The sequence below is a fragment of the Streptomyces sp. KPB2 genome (genome assembly GCF_003950055.1).
GTDB lineage: Bacteria > Actinomycetota > Actinomycetes > Streptomycetales > Streptomycetaceae > Streptomyces > Streptomyces salinarius.
On the sequence record NZ_CP034353.1, the window covers coordinates 7,538,783 to 7,553,491 of the forward strand.

Sequence of the window (14,709 nt, forward strand, 5' to 3'; positions counted from 1 at the left end):
TCGGCGATTGGTCCCCGATGACGCCCCCCGAGTGGACCCCGTAAGGGACCGCCGCGTTTCCTAGCGTCGTCGGCATGAACGCCACCACCACGCGCGGGGCCCTGCTCGCCGCGCTCGCCTGTGTCCTCGTCGGAGGGTCCTTCACCGCCAACAGCCTGCTCGGCGACTACCCGTACGCGGGCGGGCAGTTCCTGCGCTACGGCCTGGCCCTCCTGCTGCTCCTGCCGCTGGCCGGCCCCGGCGCCACGGCCCGGCTGCGCGCGCTCGGCGCCGGCCGGTGGGTGCGCCTCGCGCTGCTCGCGGCCGTGGGCATGGTCGGCTTCAACCTGGCCGTCCTCGCCGCGGAACGCACGGCGGAACCCGCGGTGCCCGGCGTCTTCGTGGGCTGCGCGCCCGTGGTCGTCGCCGTCGTCGTTCCCCTCCTGGCGGGGCGCAGACCGCAACGGGTCGTCCTGTACGGGGCGTTGTTCGTGGCCGTCGGCGCCTTCACGGTCCAGGGCTGGGGGCGCACCGACGGCGCGGGCATCGCCTTCTCGGTGTGCGCGCTGGCCGGGGAGGTCGGGTTCGCCGTGCTGGCCGTGCCCGTACTGCGGCCGCTGGGACCGCGGCTGCTGTCCGCCGTGGTGTGCGGCGTCGCGGCGGCCGAGTCGGCGGTCGTCGGCGTCCTGGCCGACGGGACCGGGTGGCTGCCCCGGCCGGACGCGGTGGAGGCGGGCGCGCTGCTGTGGCAGGCGGTGGTGGTCACCGTCGTCGGGTTCGTGTGCTGGTACATGGGCATGCAGCGGATCGGGGCCGAGCGCGCCACCCTGTTCTCCGGACTGATCCCGGTCGCCGCCGCCTGCACGGCCCCGCTCGTCGGCACCGGGTCCTACGGCGCGGCGCAGGCCGTGGGCAGCGCCCTGGTCTTCGCCGGGGTCGCCGTCGGGTCGGGAGCGGTGCGGCCGCCTGCGCGCGGGCGGCGAGCCGGGGCCGGGCGTCAGGAGGCCTTCGAGCGGTCCTTGGAGAAGCTGTAGAGGTCCTTCGAGGTCGTGATGAGTTCGCGCTGCTCCTGCTGGGAGCCGACCATGGGCTGCGAGCCGTGCAGCGGCACCTGGGCGCTCTCCGGCAGGAACCGCACGGTGACCAGCCCGATGGCGCCGGCGGCCATCAGGTAGTACGCGGGCATCAGGTCGTCGCCGGTGATGCTCACCAGCGCCTCGGCGACCAGCGGTGTGGTGCCGCCGAAGGCCGCGACGGCGAAGTTGAAGCCGATGGCCATCGCGGCGTAGCGCACGGCGGTCGGGAACAGCGCGGGCAGGGTGGCCGCGCTGGGCGCGGCGAAGCACGCCAGCAGGGTGGACAGCAGCAGCACCCCGAGGACCGGGGCCCAGACGCCGTCCGACTTGAGCAGCAGGAACGCCGGGACGGCGAGGACGATCATCGCCGCCGCGCCGACGGCGTACAGCGGGCGGCGGCCGACGTGGTCGCTGAGCCGGCCGAGGAAGGTGATCAGCAGCACGATCCAGACCATGCCGATCAGCACCAGCACGTCCGCGAAGCCGCTGGAGCGGTCCAGGGTCTCCGTCTGGTAGGTCGGCAGATAGCCGGTGACCATGTAGTTGGTGACGTTGTAGAGCAGCACCAGGCCCATGCAGATCAGCAGCGGGCGCCAGTGCTCGCGCACGATCGTCTTGAACTCGCTGCCCGCCGACTCCTGCGCCAGGCCCTTCTCGTGCTCGTCGAGCTGCTGCTGGAAGGCGGGCGACTCCTCCAGCTTGAGCCGCATGTACAGGCCGATGATGCCGAGCGGGCCCGCGATCAGGAACGGCAGCCGCCAGCCCCAGTGCAGCATCTGATCGTCGGTCAGCGACAGGTTCAGGACGGTGACCAGCGCCGAGCCCAGCGCGTAGCCGACGAAGGTGCCGAAGTCGAGCCAGCTGGAGAGGAAGCCGCGCCGCCGGTCGGGTGAGTACTCGGCGACGAAGGTGGTGGCTCCGCCGTACTCGCCGCCGGTGGAGAAGCCCTGGACCATCCGGGCGAGCAGCAGCAGGATCGGGGCGGCGATGCCGATGGTGGCGTAGCTGGGGATGAGGCCGATGGAGAAGGTGCCGAGCGCCATCATGATCATGGTGGTGGCGAGCACCTTCTGCCGTCCGACCCGGTCCCCGAGCGGGCCGAAGAACAGGCCGCCGAGCGGGCGTACGACGAAGGCCGCGGCGAAGGTGGCGAAGGAGGAGATCACCTGGGCGGCGGGGGAGGCACCGGGGAAGAACACCTTGCCGATGGTGGCGGCCAGATAGCTGTAGACGCCGAAGTCGAACCACTCCATGCAGTTGCCGAGCGCCGAGGCCCCGACCGCCCGCTTGAGCAGCGGTGCCTCGACGACCTGGACGTCCTCCTCGCGAAAGGCCCGCCTGGTGCGGCGGAGCCGGCGGGCCAGCTCCTCGCGCACCTGCCGCGGCAGTCGCGCGACCGTACTCGGCATCTTCGCCCCGCCCGGGGGACCGGACCCGCCGTCGGGCTTCGCGTCGACCACGCCGCTGCCTTCCTGTCGCTCCGCCACGGTTCGCCTGAGCGAATTCTGTGCCGCAACCGGGGAGGGGCGCATGCCGGAGCCGCTGCCCGGGGCGGCGCGGTTGCCCCGGGCAGCGGCGGTGCGGTACGGCTCAGGGCTGTACCGGCATGCTCCAGCAGTTGGAGCCGGCCGGCCTGCCGGAGAGCCGGTCGGTGAGCCAGGAGATGGCGTTGCCCTGATCGGCGAGCAACGGGGCGAAGTGGTTCAGCAGGCCGCTGCCCACGCCCGGCAGGACCACGGGGACGTAGGTGACCTTCGCGCCCTTGTCGCACCACTCGACGGCCAGTCGCCGGGCCTGGGCGTGGGGGACCAGGTCGTCGCTGGTGCCGGTGGCCACGCGCACGGGGCTGCCGGGCTTCCGCGAGCCGATGCGCTGCTCGGCCAGGAAGGCCTGGAGCGCGGGCTCGGCCCGGATGATGTCGCCGAGGGACTGCCCGGTCTTCGTCCAGTCCGTGCTGCTCCGGCCACCGTACGCGAAGAGGGCGTCGCCGACGCACATGGTCGACAGGTCCTTCAGCGCCTTCTCGCCCGCCTCGTTGACGTACCGGTCGGCGATGGGCCGCAGGGCCGGTTCGGTCTGCAGGAAGCCGTTCAGCGACCAGCCCAGCGCGCCCGCCAGGTCGCCGCCGTCGATCGCCTCCGTCACCTCCGTCAGGTCGGCGGGCGGGGCACCGGCGTAGGTGCCGGACAGCTCGACGTCCGGGGCGTAGGAGGGCTGGAGCTCGGCCGCGGCCGCCGTGGCTCCGCCGCCCTGGCTGTACCCGAACAGCCCCACCCGGGACTCGGAGGTGACGGACGACGAGTCGAGGGAGCGCGCGGCGCGTACGGCGTCCAGCACGGCGTGGGCCCCGTCGACGCGGTTGACGTAGGTGTGCAGCCGGTCGGTGGTGCCGAGGCCCACGTAGTCGGTGACGACGACGGCGACGCCGCGCAGCAGGAGGCGGTACACCGACAGGTCCTCGTAACCGACGGAGACCGTTTGGCCGTTGAGCCGCAACGGGTGCTCCAGGGCCATCGAGGCGGCGCACTGGTCGCCCTGGCCCATCGTGCCGGGCGCGACGGCGACCAGGGGGCGCGGCCCGTCGCCGCGCCACTTCGCGGCCGGTTCGATGTAGGCGCCGGTGACGGCGACGGCCTCGCCGTTGGCGTCGGTGGACTTGTACATCAGCCGGGTCGCCCGGCCGGGGAGCGGGCCGTCGATCCCGGGCAGGCTCAGCGCCAGGGGGAGCGGCTCGCTGCGGATCACCGTCCCGTCGGCGCCCGGGAGTTCGGACGGCGGGGTGTAGAAGGCGGGTATCTCGACGCCGCGGGACGTGGTGGCCGACGGGCCGGTGGCCGCGCCGTCGGCCGCGGCGGCCGGGACGGCCTGGGCGCCGACGGCGAGCGCGGCGGTGATCGCCGCGGCGAGCATGCGTGGACGTGGGGGCATCGCGAACCTCCTGGGGAAGGGCCGGATCCGGTCGTCCGCGGTCCCGTGGGGTCAGGGCCGTGGCCGCGCTGCTCCTGTGGGGTTACGGGACCGTAACCGGACAGGGGTTACCAGGGGTAGCACCTGACTCATTACGGTTCAGTAACTTGACGTCGCGTCTAACAAGAGCCGGGCCAGGCGCCCATACCGGCCAGCCGGAGAACCAGCGCCGCGATGTTCCAGGCGTCGTCCACGCCCCGGTGGTGCCGCCCTTCGAGCGGCAGCCCGGCGATCCCCAGGGCCCGCGCCATGCCGGGACGCCTGCGCAGCCCGTGGGCCTCGGCGAAGACCGCCTTGGCGTTGGTGTGCGCGCGCTCGGCCGGGTGGCCGAAGGGGTGGGCGATCCCGTCCGCCGCGCACTGGCGGACCAACTGCTTGCGGTCGTAGTCGCCCCAGCTCGCCCAGGGCCGTACGCCGGCGCCGTGGTCCCGCACCAGAATGTCGCAGGCCCGGGCGAGACTCACGCCCCGGTCGGCCTCGCCCTGGGTGATACCGGTCAGCTCCGTGCAGAACGCGCCGACCCGGGAGCGGGTGGGCCGCACCAGGATCCGGTGCCGGGCCACCCGTTCCCGGGCGTCGAGGTCCACCACCGCGAGACCGATCTCGATGATCTCGCTCACCGCGCCGGGCGGCGGCTGCCCCTCCCAGCAGGTGGCCTCGAGATCGATGACGTTCAGCAGGCCCGCGTGGCCCCCGTCCGCGCCGCGCCGGTCCATGGCGGCACCGTACGGGGGGCACGGATCCGGGGGCACCCGGTTTTCCGCCCGCGGACTCCCTAGCGACGGCTCCGTACCAGCAGGTACAGGAAGTACGGCGTACCGATCACGGCCGTCATCAGGCCCGCGCCGAGCTGCGCCGGGGCGATGACCGTGCGGCCGACGAGGTCGGCGGCACAGACGAGGACGGCGCCCAGCAGGACCGCCACCGGCACGACCCGCACGTGCCGCCGGCCCACGAGGGCGCGCGCCGCGTGCGGAGCCACCAGCCCGACGAACCCGATGGTGCCCGCGCAGGCCACCGCGGTCGCGCTGAGGACGACGCTCATCACCAGGAAGCCGAGGCGCCCCGGAGCCAGCCGCAGGCCGAGCAGGCGCGGCGTGTCCTCGTCCAGCGAGATCAGGTCCAGCTCGGTGCGCCGGGCGACGGCCACACCGATGCCGACGACCAGGGCCAGCGCCACCGGCACGACGTCCGGCATGGTCCGCCCGTAGGTCGAACCCGACAGCCAGGTCAGCGCCTTGGTCGCGTTGAACGGGTCGGTGAGCACGATCAGCAGACTGATCAGCGCCGCAGTCCCGGACGCCACGCCGATCCCGACGAGGACCAGCCGGTTCTGCCGGAAACCGCCCCGGGCGGCGAGCCCGAAGACGAGGACGGCGGTGACGGCGGACCCCGCGAACGCGGCGCCCGCGACGCCCCACGTGCCGGCGGCCGGCACCGTGGTCACGAAGATCACCGCACCCAGCGCGCCACCGCCGGTCACACCGAGGACGTTCGGCTCGGCGAGCGGATTGCGCGTGACGGCCTGCACGAGCGTGCCCGCCAGGGCGAGCGCCGCACCCGCGCCCAGCGCGGCGAGCACCCGCGGCACCCGCGTGTCCAGCACGAAGGAGACGGCCCGCCCGGCCCGCCCCTGGGCCCAGTTGACGACGTCGCCGAGCAGCAGCTTGGTGTCGCCCACCAGCACGGCGGCGATCACGAGCCCGACCAGGACCACGACGAGGACCGTGACCGTGGCCAGGAACACTCCCCGCCCGGGAGTGCGCAGCCGGTCCGGCGCCCCGGCCCCGGCGGTGTCCCGCACCCGCAGCGCCATGGCGACCAGGAACACGGCGCCGACCAGGCTGGTGACCACGCCCGTGGGCACGGACACCGCGCGTTCGCCCGCGACCAGGGCCCGCAGCAGCACGTCCGAACCCAGCACCAGGGCCGCGCCGGTGAGGGCGGCCGCGGGCATCGCGCCGCGGGAGCGGGTGAAGCCGCGGAACCTGCGGGCGAGCGGGCGCACCAGGGCGGGCGCGCACAGGCCGACGAAGCCGATGGGGCCGGCGAGCGTGACCGCGGCGGCGGACAACAGTGCCGCGAGCACGACGACCGTGACCCGGGTGGCCCGGACCGGGACGCCGAGACCGCGCGCCGCGTCGTCGCCGAGGGCCAGCGCGTCCACCCGGCGGGCCGTCAGCATCAGCCCGGCCAGCCCGGCCAGGGCGATCGGCAGCATCCGCAGGACGCCGTCGAAGCCGTTCTGGGCGATGCTGCCCTGGTTCCACGCGTAGAGGCCCTCGGTCTGCTCGGGGAAGAGCAGCAGCAGGCCCTCCGTCATGGAGTTGAGGCCCAGCATCAGCGCGGTGCCCGCCAGCACCAGCCGGACGGTGCCCGTGCCGAGACCGGACAGGCCGAGCACGACGGCGGCCGCCGCGAGTCCGCCCACGAAGGCGACGCCGGACGAGGCGAGCATCGGCAGCGACACGCCGGTCGCACCGGCCACTCCCAGCGCCAGGTAGGAACCGGCGTTCACCGCGAGGGTGTCGGGGGAGGCGAGCACGTTGCGGCTGACCGCCTGGAGCACGGCGCCGGCCATGCCGAGGACGGCGCCGACCAGGAGCCCCGCGGTCATCCGGGGCAGCCGCGAGGCGACGACCACGGACGCGTCGTCCGGGTCGGCCCGCCCGGTCAGGGCCTTGAAGACCTCGGACGGACCGACGGCGGCGGTGCCCTGGGTGATGTCGACGACGGCCAGGACGGCGACCAGCAGGACGATTCCGGCCGTCACCGCGGCCGCGCCCGACCGGGACGTGGGGACCGTCGCCGCGGTGGCGGCGGTGGGTTCGGTTGCGGTGACGGTCATGACCCCGCTACTTCGTCAGGGCGCCGACGACGGCGTCGATGTACGCCTCCATCGACCCGGGACCGCCGAACATCCAGATGCCGTCGTCGAGCCGGTGCACGTCGCCGGCCTTCACGAACGGCAGGGACTTCCACACCGCGTTCTTGGCCAGTTCACCGGTGAACGGCGTGGCGCTGGGGTCCTCGTCGTTGCCGATGTAGGCGAACTGGGTGCCCTTGGGCAGCTTGGTCAGACCCTCGACGTCGGTGGTGCCGAGACCGTAGGCCTCGTCGCCCTTCACCGTCCAGGCGTTCTTCAGGCCGATGGCCTCGTTGACCTCACCGATGAGCGAGGTGGCCGTGTAGGGGCGGATCGAGACCTGGTTAGAGGTGACGTAGCCGTCGGCGAAGGCGAAGTCCTTGCCGGCCATCCCGGCGTCGGCCAGGGCCTTCTTGCCCTCGGCGACCTTGGCCCCGAAGTCCTCGCGCAGCGACTTCGCCCGGTCCGTGGTGCCGGTGGCCTTGGCGATGAGGTCGACGTTCTCCAGCATCCGGTCGATCTGACCGGTGCCGTCGGCGGAGGTCACCTCGATCACCGGGGCGACCTCGCGCAGCTGCTTCACGGCGGCCGGCGGGAGATCCGTGGTGGCGACGATGAGGTCGGGGGCGAGGGAGGCGACGGTGTCCATGCTCGGCTCGCCGCGGGTGCCGATGTCCTTCGGCTCGTTCTTCAGCGGAACGGCGCTGTCCCAGGTCTTGTAGCCCTTGACGTCCGCCACGCCGACCGGGTCGACGCCGAGCGAGACGAGGCTCTCGACGACGTTCCACTCGGTGGCGACGACCTTCTTGGCCGGCCCGTCGAGCTTCACCTCGGTGCCCTTGCCGTCCTTGAGCGTGATCGCCTCGGAGGCCTTCTTCTCCGTCTTGTCGGCGGCGGGTTCGGTGGTGCCGCAGGCGGCGAGGGTGAGCGCCGCGGCGGTGGTGGCGGCCGCGGTGAGCAGGAGGCGTCTCATGAGGTGGTGCCGAGCCTTTCGGGGGTTCGTATGTGGTGGCGGCCGATCGGGCGGGTGCGCAGCCGGCCGGTGAGGGGGTCGGTCTCGACGTCGATGCGGATGCCGTAGACGGCGGTCAGCCGCTCCGGCGTCAGCACGTCCTCGGGCGGGCCGTCGGCGACGATCCGGCCCGCTTCGAGAAGGGTGATCCGGTCGGCGACGGCCGCCGCCTGGTCGAGGTCGTGCAGGACGACCCCGACGGCGATGCCGTGGTCGTCCGCCAGGTCGCGGATCAGGTCGAGCAGTTCGACCTGGTAGCGCAGGTCGAGGTAGGTCGTGGGTTCGTCCAGGAGCAGTACGCCGGTCTCCTGGGCGAGACAGCTCGCCAGCCACACCCGCTGGAGCTGACCGCCGGAGAGGTGATCGGCGCCGCGGCCGGCGAGCTCGGTGACGCCGGTGAGCGCGAGCGCCCGGTCGACGGCGGCCGGGCCCTCGGGATCGGGCCGCCCCCAGCGGCCCCGGTACGGATAGCGGCCGAACTCGACGACGTCCCGCACGGTCAGTCCGCCCGGCGTCGGCCGTCCCTGCGTCAGCAGGGCGACGTACCGCGAGAACTCACGGGACGTCAGCGCCAGCGCGTCGGTGCCGCCGTCGATGTCGATCCTGGCGCTGCGGGCCCGCTGCAGCCGGGCGACGGTCCGCAGCAGCGTCGACTTCCCACTGCCGTTGGGGCCCACCAGGACGGTCACCCGGCCGGGCTCTAGCCTGACTCCCGCGTCGTGCACGACGTCCACGCCGTCGTACGCGACGGTCACGCCCGTCGCCGACAACTCATGACCGCGCAGGCGCGGGGTACCGGCTGCGTCTTCAGCTGATCTCACGTGACGAAGGTTAGCCTAACCTAAAAACTGCTGGTAGGGGGGCGGGGCCCGTACAGCTCCCGCGGCGGTCGTTCCGCCCCTTCGCCCCTCGCCGGGCCGAACGGCTCAACTCGCCCTTCAGGACTGGGGTTTCCACAGCCCGGCCCGGTTCAGGGACATCGGGCAGTGGAGGTAGATCTCGTCGATCTCCAGGAGCAGCGCGAGGTCCGGGCGCCTGCCGTCCCGCGTCATCGCGTGGAAGAAGGGCGCGTCGGTGAGGATGCGGGCCCGGCCGTTGACCCGCAGTACCTCCTTGCCGCCGGGGATCAGGTAGAGCAGGCCGGCGTGCGGATTGTCGAGGATGTTGTGGAAGCTGTCCCCGCGCCGGTTGCCGGGCCGGTCGGGCAGGGCGAGGGTCCGGGAGTCGAGGACGTGGGTGAAGCCGGGGCTGTCGCCACGTGGCGACACGTCGCAGTTGCCGGCCGCGTCGGAGGTCGCCAGGAGGCAGAAGGGCGAGCGGGTCAGGATGGCCCGGTCGTCGTCCGTGAGGCGGTCGTGGACCTTGTCGATGACGACGGGCCAGGGCTCGCCCAGCAGTTCGCGCAGTCGCTCGCGCGAGCCGAGCTCGACCCAGCCCTCCTCACTGGCAGCGCCGGCGGCGTCTGCTTCCGGTGATTGTTGCACACTAAACATGCTCTGATCTTAGGTACGCCTTACCTAACACCGGGCGTCGCCCCCGGAAACCCGGGGGAACCGCGCTCAGAAGGCGTAACGGATCCGCAGCCAGGGCGCGTGAGCGGCGACCAGAGCACGGAGCCGGCCGACCGCCTCGGTCTTGACGTCCACGCGGTAGCGCACGTTGAGCGCGCCGTTCTCGGAACGCTTGGCCTCCTGGATCTCCGGCCGCCACAGCACCTCCTCGGCGCGCGGATGCCAGCCCAGATTGACCTCGTGCAGCTCCCGGTTGTGCGTCAGCATGATCACCTCGGCGGCGGCCTGCCGCTTGACGCGGTCCGGCAGGACGTCGTCGAGGTGCCGCAGCAACTCCGCCCACGCCTCCTCCCAGCCCGGCCGCACCACCACGGGGGAGAGGTTGAAGTGCACCTCGTAGCCCGCGTCCAGGAAGTCGCCTGCCGCGGCGATCCGCTCCGCGACCGGGGAGGTGCGCACGTCCAGCAGCCGGGAGTCGTCCGGCGGCATCAGCGAGAAGCGGACCCGGGTCCGGCCGCGCGGGTCGAGGGCCAGCAGATCCGGGTTGACGAACTTGGTCGCGAAGGACGCCTTGGCCGTCGGCCACTGCCTGAAGGCACGCACCAGGTCCGCGGTGTTGTCGCAGATCAGGGCGTCCACCGAGCAGTCGCCGTTCTCGCCGACGTCGTAGACCCAGGCCTCGGTGTCGCACTGGTTCGGCTCGCGCTTGGGCCCCAGCCGGGCGATGTGCCGGCCGAGGTGGGCGACGATCCGGTCGACGTTGGTGAAGACCGTGATCGGATTGGCGTAGCCCTTGCGGCGCGGCACGTAGCAGTAGGCGCAGGCCAGCGCGCAGCCGTTGGAGGCGCCCGGCGCGATCCAGTCCGCGGAGCGGCCGTTGGGCCGCGTGGTCAGCGTCTTGCGCTCGCCCAGGACGAGCGTCTCGCCCTTGACCCGGACCCAGCGCTCGACGTTGCCCTCGTTGCCGTGCAGACCGGGGATGCCCCAGTGGGAGTCCACCTCGACCACGCGGGCCCCGGGGAACCGGGCGAGGATCTGCCGGCCGCGCGGGGAGGCGGCCGCCGCCGGCTCGGCGTGGATCTCGCGCACCGGCAGCAGCCTGCGGGCGGCGGCCGAGTCCCGGAAGCACGGTCCGGCCGCGGGTACGGCGGCCGGCGGACCGGACACCAGGGCGTCGAGGCCGAACAGGGCACCGGAGCCGTCGTCCGGCGCGGTGGACGGGTCGTGCATGAGGGCTCCGTGACGAGGACGCGGCAGTGACCGGGCGGCTCCGCCGCGGTCCGTTCCCTCCACTGTACGAAGCGCGCGGCACCTCCCGGCCGTGTCACACGGCCCTTCGGGGGCATACGTGCTGCACGGCACCGCCCCGGTGCCGCCGATCCGAAGGGATGTGCACCGTGCTCGCCATCGTCGCGGCTGTTCTGTTCCTCCTCGCCTGGCTGATCAACGCGGCGGAGGTGTCGACCAACGACGTCTTCACCTCCACCAACGTCATGCTCCTCGGCCTCGCCCTGCTGGCCCTGCACGTCGCCGGAATCGGCAGCGGCTGGGCGACGCGCGGGCGCCGCCGCTGAGCCCGCCGGCGGATCAGAGCCGCACCGGTCAGGGGATGCGCGCCACACCCGCGTAGATACCGCACTCCTCCGGCGCGGGCGGCCGGACGCCGTCGCCGGACCACTCGGTGGCCGTGACCAGGCCGGGCGGCACCAGGTCGAGGCCGTCGAAGAAGCGGGCGACCTCCGCCCGGGTGCGGAAGCCCAGCCGGATGCCGCCCTTGGCGTACTGGGCGATCACCTGCTCCGCCAGCTCGGGGAAGAGGTCGATCGCGGCGTGCGACAGGACCAGGTGGCTGCCGGACGGAAGCGTCTCCACCAGCCCCCGGACGATGCCGTGGGCGTCCTGGTCGTCCGGGACGAAGTGCATGAGGGCGATCAGCGAGAGCGCGATCGGCCGGTCGAAGTCCAGGATGCCGCGGGCGTGCCGCACGATCTCGTCCGGCTCGCGGACGTCGGCCTGGATGTAGTCCGTGGCCCCCTCGGGGCTGCTGACCAGCAGTGCCTCCGCGTGACGCAGCACGATCGGGTCGTTGTCGGCGTAGACGACCCGGGCCGTCGGCACCGTCCGCTGGACGATCTGGTGCAGGTTGGGCTCGGTCGGGATGCCCGTGCCGATGTCCAGGAACTGGTCGACGCCCCGCGCGGCGAGGTGCGCCACCGCGCGGTTCATGAACGCGCGGTTCTGCCGCGCCGCGTCCCGCGCCTCGGGCGGCAGCGTCTCGCCCACCGCCTCGTCGACCGGGTAGTTGTCCTTGCCGCCCAGCAGCCAGTCGTAGACACGCGCGGGGTGGGCCCGGCCGGTGTCGATGTGGGGAGGCTGGGAATGGTCCGTCGTCATGGCAGGCTCCGTGGTCCGGGAGGTGACGCTCCGCCGCAGTTTTCGATCATCGTACTGCCGTGTCACCGTGCCATGTGCCCGGCCGACGGGGGAAGTTGCCGTCCCCCTCGGCTCACCCGGTGCGGTGGCGCAGGGTGCGCGGCGGACGGTAGGACCACGCGCGGTCGGCGTCGGTGATCTCGCGCAGCACCCGGGCCGGGGTACCGGCGACGACCGTCATCGGCGGCACGTGCGCCGTCACCACGCTGCCCGCGCCGACCACCGAACCCCGGCCGACGGTCACCCCCGGCATGATCAGCGCGCCGGCCCCGATCCACACGTCGTCCTCGATGCGCACCGGCGCGGAGAACTGGGTGCCGTCCGCGCGCAGGTCCGGGTGGACGGGATGGCCGGTCGTGCTGATCGTGACGTGCGGGGCGAACATCACCCGGTTCCCGACGAAGACCTCGACGTCGTCGACGAGGGTGAGGCCGAAGTTGGCGTACACGTCGTCGCCCAGGTGCGTACGGCTGCCGTAGGCCACGTGCAGCGGCGGCTCGATCCACACCCCCGTGCCCACCGAGGCGAACGTCTCCTTCAACAGTGCCCGGCGCCCCTCCTCGTCCCGCGCGCCGGTCCGGTTGTAGGCGTCGGCCAGCTCCTTGCCGCGCAGCCGCTCCTCCGCCAGGCCCTCCAGGCCCGGGGCGCCGTCCGAGTAGAGCTCCCGGGCCGCCATCCTGCGGCGGACCTCCCGCTCACGGGGGTCGGTGGTCATACGGTCTCCTCGGGTCCGTACCGATGGACGGCGGCCCGTCCGCGCCCGCGGGTGGCCGCGGACGGGGCCGCCGTCGAGGGGGAGTCAGCCGGCGGACACGTCCGTCAGCGTCCAGCGCTGGTTGGCGCCGGAGTTGGGCGGCCAGGTCGTGACGGCCGCGCCCGCGTGGGTCGCCTGGCCCCCGACTTCGAGCAGCCGTCCGGTGGCCGCGTTGACCAGGGTCCAGGTGCCGTCGCCGGTGCTCGACGCCATCCACTCGGCGGCCCGGTCGCGCCTGCCGGTGTCCGGCTCGGCCACCGGGACGTCGTCCCGTACGGCCAGTCGTGTCCCGTCCCCGGGCCGGGTGAAGACGTAGCGGTCGCGGGCGCCGCCGTCCTGGCGCACCGCGCTCAGCCGCCACTGCTCGGCGCTCGCGTCGGCGCCGGTGCCGAGGACCAGGTTCGTGCCGTCCCCGGCCACGGTGACCGCCTTGCCGCTCTGTACGCCGGTCAGCGTGTAGGTGTGGCCCTTGCGCAGCTCGGCGGCGTCCTTCGCGACGCCCGAGACCCCCTCGATCGAGAAGGAGGTGACGGACCGGGCGGGCACGGTGAAGGTGGCCGTGCGGTCGCTCACCCGGATCGGGGCCTGCCGCTCCAGCTTGCCGTCGGCGCTCGTCACGACCGGGGTGACGGTGGCCCGGCGGCTCACGTCACGGAACTTCGACAGGTCGATAGTGACCGTGCGGGCCTCGGCGGTGCGGTTGACGTGGACGAGGGAGGCGCCCTTGCCGTCGCGGGTGACGGCGGCGGCGCTGGAGGTGTCGTCCGTCTTGATCAGCCGGTCGCCGGGCTTGATGAAGTGGGTGAAGTTGCGGGCGGTGTCGAACTTGGTGTTGGTCCGGATCGGGCAGGTCTCCAGGGTGTCCCCGGCGGTGCAGTCGAACGGGAGCTGGATGCTGCCCCAGTTGCCGCCCTTCGCGGACTCGCCGCCCGGCTTCATGTTGTCGTAGTCCTCGACGGGCTGCCAGAACACCCAGGCACGGGGCTCCAGTTCACGCAGGTCGTCGACGATCTGCTGGGCGAGGCCGAGACCCGGCCGCATGTCCTCGAAGTCCTGGCCGTCGCCCCAGTCGCCGCCCACCTCGCTCATCCACAGCGGTTTGTCCGCGGCCCTGGCGAGGTCCCGCACGGTGGTGCGCTGCCCCGTTCCGTAGGTGTGGACGTTCATCTGCCCGACCAGGGCGCGGTCGGCCTCGGAGTAGGCGCTCCAGTTCTTCGCGAAGGTCCCCGGGTTGGTCTCGTCCATCGCCGAGATGTCCGCCTTGACCTTCGCCTTCCGCAGCGCCGGGGCGAGGGCCCGGAGCACCTCGCGCTGCAGCTCGGGACCCATGTGGGCCCCTTCCTGCCGGCCGCCGACGGGCTCGCCGTCCGCGCCGAGCCGAGTGCCCCAGTACGGGGTGTTGGGCTCGTTGAACGGGTCCACGGTGTCGACCTCGATGCCCTCGGCCTTCTCCAGCCGCCTGGTCGCGCCCGCGAGATAGGCGGCGAAGTCGTCGACCGACTCGGGCTTCAGCTGGTCGGCGGAGGAGTCGAAGCCGCCGGACACGTAGCCGCTGACGGTCATGAACCAGGGCGGGGAGTTGCTGAAGGTCTCCCAGTGGTCGATGTCGTCCTTGATGCGCTGGACCCACCAGCGCTGGGTGGCGTCGGCGTCCTCGTTCCAGTCGGCCGGGTCGTCGGCGCTCCACCAGTCGGTGTCCTCGCGCGTGGTGCCCGCGGGCGCCTTCCACCAGCCCTCGACGGCGCCACCGGCGCGCAGGTAGTCCTCGACGTCCGGCGCGTTGCCGCCGCCGATGTTGTACCGGGCGATGTTCAGGCCCAGCCCGTCGTCGCCGAACAGCAGCCGGGCCAGCTTCTCGCGGATCTCGGGCGGGTAGTCGCCGGTGGCGTTGGCGAACCAGACCAGGCTGGTGCCCCAGCCCTCGAACGCCTCCTGCCGGTAGGACGGGTCCGGCCGCACCGTGACGGAGGCGGCGGCCGCGTCCGGGGCGGCCTGGGCGGGAACGCCGAGCAGGGCGGCCCCGGTGGCCAGGGAGGTCAGAACAGCGGCTCCGAGGAGGCGTCTGCTGCGGGTACGGCGTGCCATCGTGTGCTCCCAACGGAAAGGTGTGG

General features: G+C 73.1%; 13 protein-coding genes. 2 read left to right on the plus strand and 11 right to left on the minus strand.

Features of this window, described 5'->3' with window-relative positions; all coding sequences use genetic code 11:
• Nucleotides 1-74 precede the first annotated feature (74 nt).
• Nucleotides 75-1,013, plus strand: a complete 939-nt coding sequence (locus D1J63_RS34120) for an EamA family transporter (protein ID WP_125634292.1) — start codon at nt 75-77, stop codon at nt 1,011-1,013.
• Here the strand turns inward: D1J63_RS34120 and proP are convergent.
• The 8 genes from proP to D1J63_RS34160 form a co-directional block, all read right to left on the minus strand.
• A complete protein-coding gene (gene proP, locus D1J63_RS34125; protein ID WP_125636020.1) occupies nt 977-2,464 on the minus strand; it encodes a glycine betaine/L-proline transporter ProP in 1,488 nt (495 codons plus the stop codon). The two genes, D1J63_RS34120 and proP, sit on opposite strands and share 37 nt — an antisense overlap.
• Nucleotides 2,465-2,645: 181 nt before the next feature.
• Entirely contained in the window at nt 2,646-3,983 is a 1,338-nt protein-coding gene (locus D1J63_RS34130; RefSeq protein WP_125634294.1) for a lipase family protein, read from the minus strand.
• A gap of 158 nt (nt 3,984-4,141) precedes the next feature.
• On the minus strand, nt 4,142-4,738 hold the full coding sequence (locus tag D1J63_RS34135) for a 3'-5' exonuclease (RefSeq protein ID WP_125634296.1): 597 nt from the start codon (nt 4,736-4,738) through the stop codon (nt 4,142-4,144).
• A gap of 59 nt (nt 4,739-4,797) precedes the next feature.
• The gene (cdtC, locus tag D1J63_RS34140; RefSeq protein WP_125634298.1) at nt 4,798-6,870 is read right to left on the minus strand and encodes a siderophore ABC transporter permease CdtC; all 2,073 of its coding nucleotides are present in this window, start codon (nt 6,868-6,870) and stop codon (nt 4,798-4,800) included.
• Nucleotides 6,871-6,877: 7 nt separating this feature from the next.
• Nucleotides 6,878-7,861: a siderophore ABC transporter substrate-binding protein CdtB gene (gene cdtB, locus D1J63_RS34145; RefSeq protein WP_125634301.1), complete on the minus strand. Its 984-nt coding sequence runs from the start codon at nt 7,859-7,861 to the stop codon at nt 6,878-6,880.
• Nucleotides 7,858-8,721: an ABC transporter ATP-binding protein gene (locus tag D1J63_RS34150; protein WP_125634303.1), complete on the minus strand. Its 864-nt coding sequence runs from the start codon at nt 8,719-8,721 to the stop codon at nt 7,858-7,860. Before D1J63_RS34150 ends, cdtB begins: the two co-directional genes overlap by 4 nt.
• Nucleotides 8,722-8,838: 117 nt before the next feature.
• Nucleotides 8,839-9,393 (minus strand): MSMEG_1061 family FMN-dependent PPOX-type flavoprotein, encoded by a 555-nt coding sequence (locus D1J63_RS34155; protein ID WP_125634305.1) that lies wholly within the window; start codon nt 9,391-9,393, stop codon nt 8,839-8,841.
• Nucleotides 9,394-9,459: 66 nt separating this feature from the next.
• The gene (locus tag D1J63_RS34160) at nt 9,460-10,641 is read right to left on the minus strand and encodes a spore photoproduct lyase family protein (protein WP_125634307.1); all 1,182 of its coding nucleotides are present in this window, start codon (nt 10,639-10,641) and stop codon (nt 9,460-9,462) included.
• A gap of 158 nt (nt 10,642-10,799) precedes the next feature.
• On the opposite strand from D1J63_RS34160, the gene D1J63_RS34165 reads away from it, so the two are divergent.
• Nucleotides 10,800-10,985 (plus strand): hypothetical protein, encoded by a 186-nt coding sequence (locus D1J63_RS34165; protein ID WP_125634309.1) that lies wholly within the window; start codon nt 10,800-10,802, stop codon nt 10,983-10,985.
• Nucleotides 10,986-11,013: 28 nt separating this feature from the next.
• Here D1J63_RS34165 and D1J63_RS34170 read toward each other — a convergent pair whose 3' ends face one another.
• The 3 genes from D1J63_RS34170 to D1J63_RS34180 form a co-directional block, all read right to left on the minus strand.
• Nucleotides 11,014-11,805, minus strand: a complete 792-nt coding sequence (locus D1J63_RS34170; RefSeq protein WP_125634311.1) for an SAM-dependent methyltransferase — start codon at nt 11,803-11,805, stop codon at nt 11,014-11,016.
• 112 nt (nt 11,806-11,917) lie between these two features.
• Entirely contained in the window at nt 11,918-12,559 is a 642-nt protein-coding gene (locus D1J63_RS34175) for a sugar O-acetyltransferase (protein WP_125634313.1), read from the minus strand.
• An 84-nt stretch (nt 12,560-12,643) separates the two neighbouring features.
• Nucleotides 12,644-14,683: a glycoside hydrolase gene (locus D1J63_RS34180; RefSeq protein WP_125634315.1), complete on the minus strand. Its 2,040-nt coding sequence runs from the start codon at nt 14,681-14,683 to the stop codon at nt 12,644-12,646.
• Nucleotides 14,684-14,709 lie beyond the last annotated feature (26 nt).

Excerpts from the sequence above, each read along its gene's own strand:
- proP (WP_125636020.1), bottom strand. The coding sequence starts at position 2,464 with ATGCCGAGTACGGTCGCGCGACTGCCGCGGCAGGTGCGCGAGGAGCTG.
- D1J63_RS34175 (WP_125634313.1), bottom strand. The coding sequence starts at position 12,559 with ATGACCACCGACCCCCGTGAGCGGGAGGTCCGCCGCAGGATGGCGGCC.
- D1J63_RS34165 (WP_125634309.1), top strand. The coding sequence starts at position 10,800 with ATGTGCACCGTGCTCGCCATCGTCGCGGCTGTTCTGTTCCTCCTCGCC.
- D1J63_RS34130 (WP_125634294.1), bottom strand. The coding sequence starts at position 3,983 with ATGCCCCCACGTCCACGCATGCTCGCCGCGGCGATCACCGCCGCGCTC.
- D1J63_RS34155 (WP_125634305.1), bottom strand. The coding sequence starts at position 9,393 with ATGTTTAGTGTGCAACAATCACCGGAAGCAGACGCCGCCGGCGCTGCC.
- D1J63_RS34160 (WP_125634307.1), bottom strand. The coding sequence starts at position 10,641 with ATGCACGACCCGTCCACCGCGCCGGACGACGGCTCCGGTGCCCTGTTC.
- D1J63_RS34180 (WP_125634315.1), bottom strand. The coding sequence starts at position 14,683 with ATGGCACGCCGTACCCGCAGCAGACGCCTCCTCGGAGCCGCTGTTCTG.
- D1J63_RS34120 (WP_125634292.1), top strand. The coding sequence starts at position 75 with ATGAACGCCACCACCACGCGCGGGGCCCTGCTCGCCGCGCTCGCCTGT.
- cdtB (WP_125634301.1), bottom strand. The coding sequence starts at position 7,861 with ATGAGACGCCTCCTGCTCACCGCGGCCGCCACCACCGCCGCGGCGCTC.
- cdtC (WP_125634298.1), bottom strand. The coding sequence starts at position 6,870 with ATGACCGTCACCGCAACCGAACCCACCGCCGCCACCGCGGCGACGGTC.
- D1J63_RS34170 (WP_125634311.1), bottom strand. The coding sequence starts at position 11,805 with ATGACGACGGACCATTCCCAGCCTCCCCACATCGACACCGGCCGGGCC.
- D1J63_RS34135 (WP_125634296.1), bottom strand. The coding sequence starts at position 4,738 with ATGGACCGGCGCGGCGCGGACGGGGGCCACGCGGGCCTGCTGAACGTC.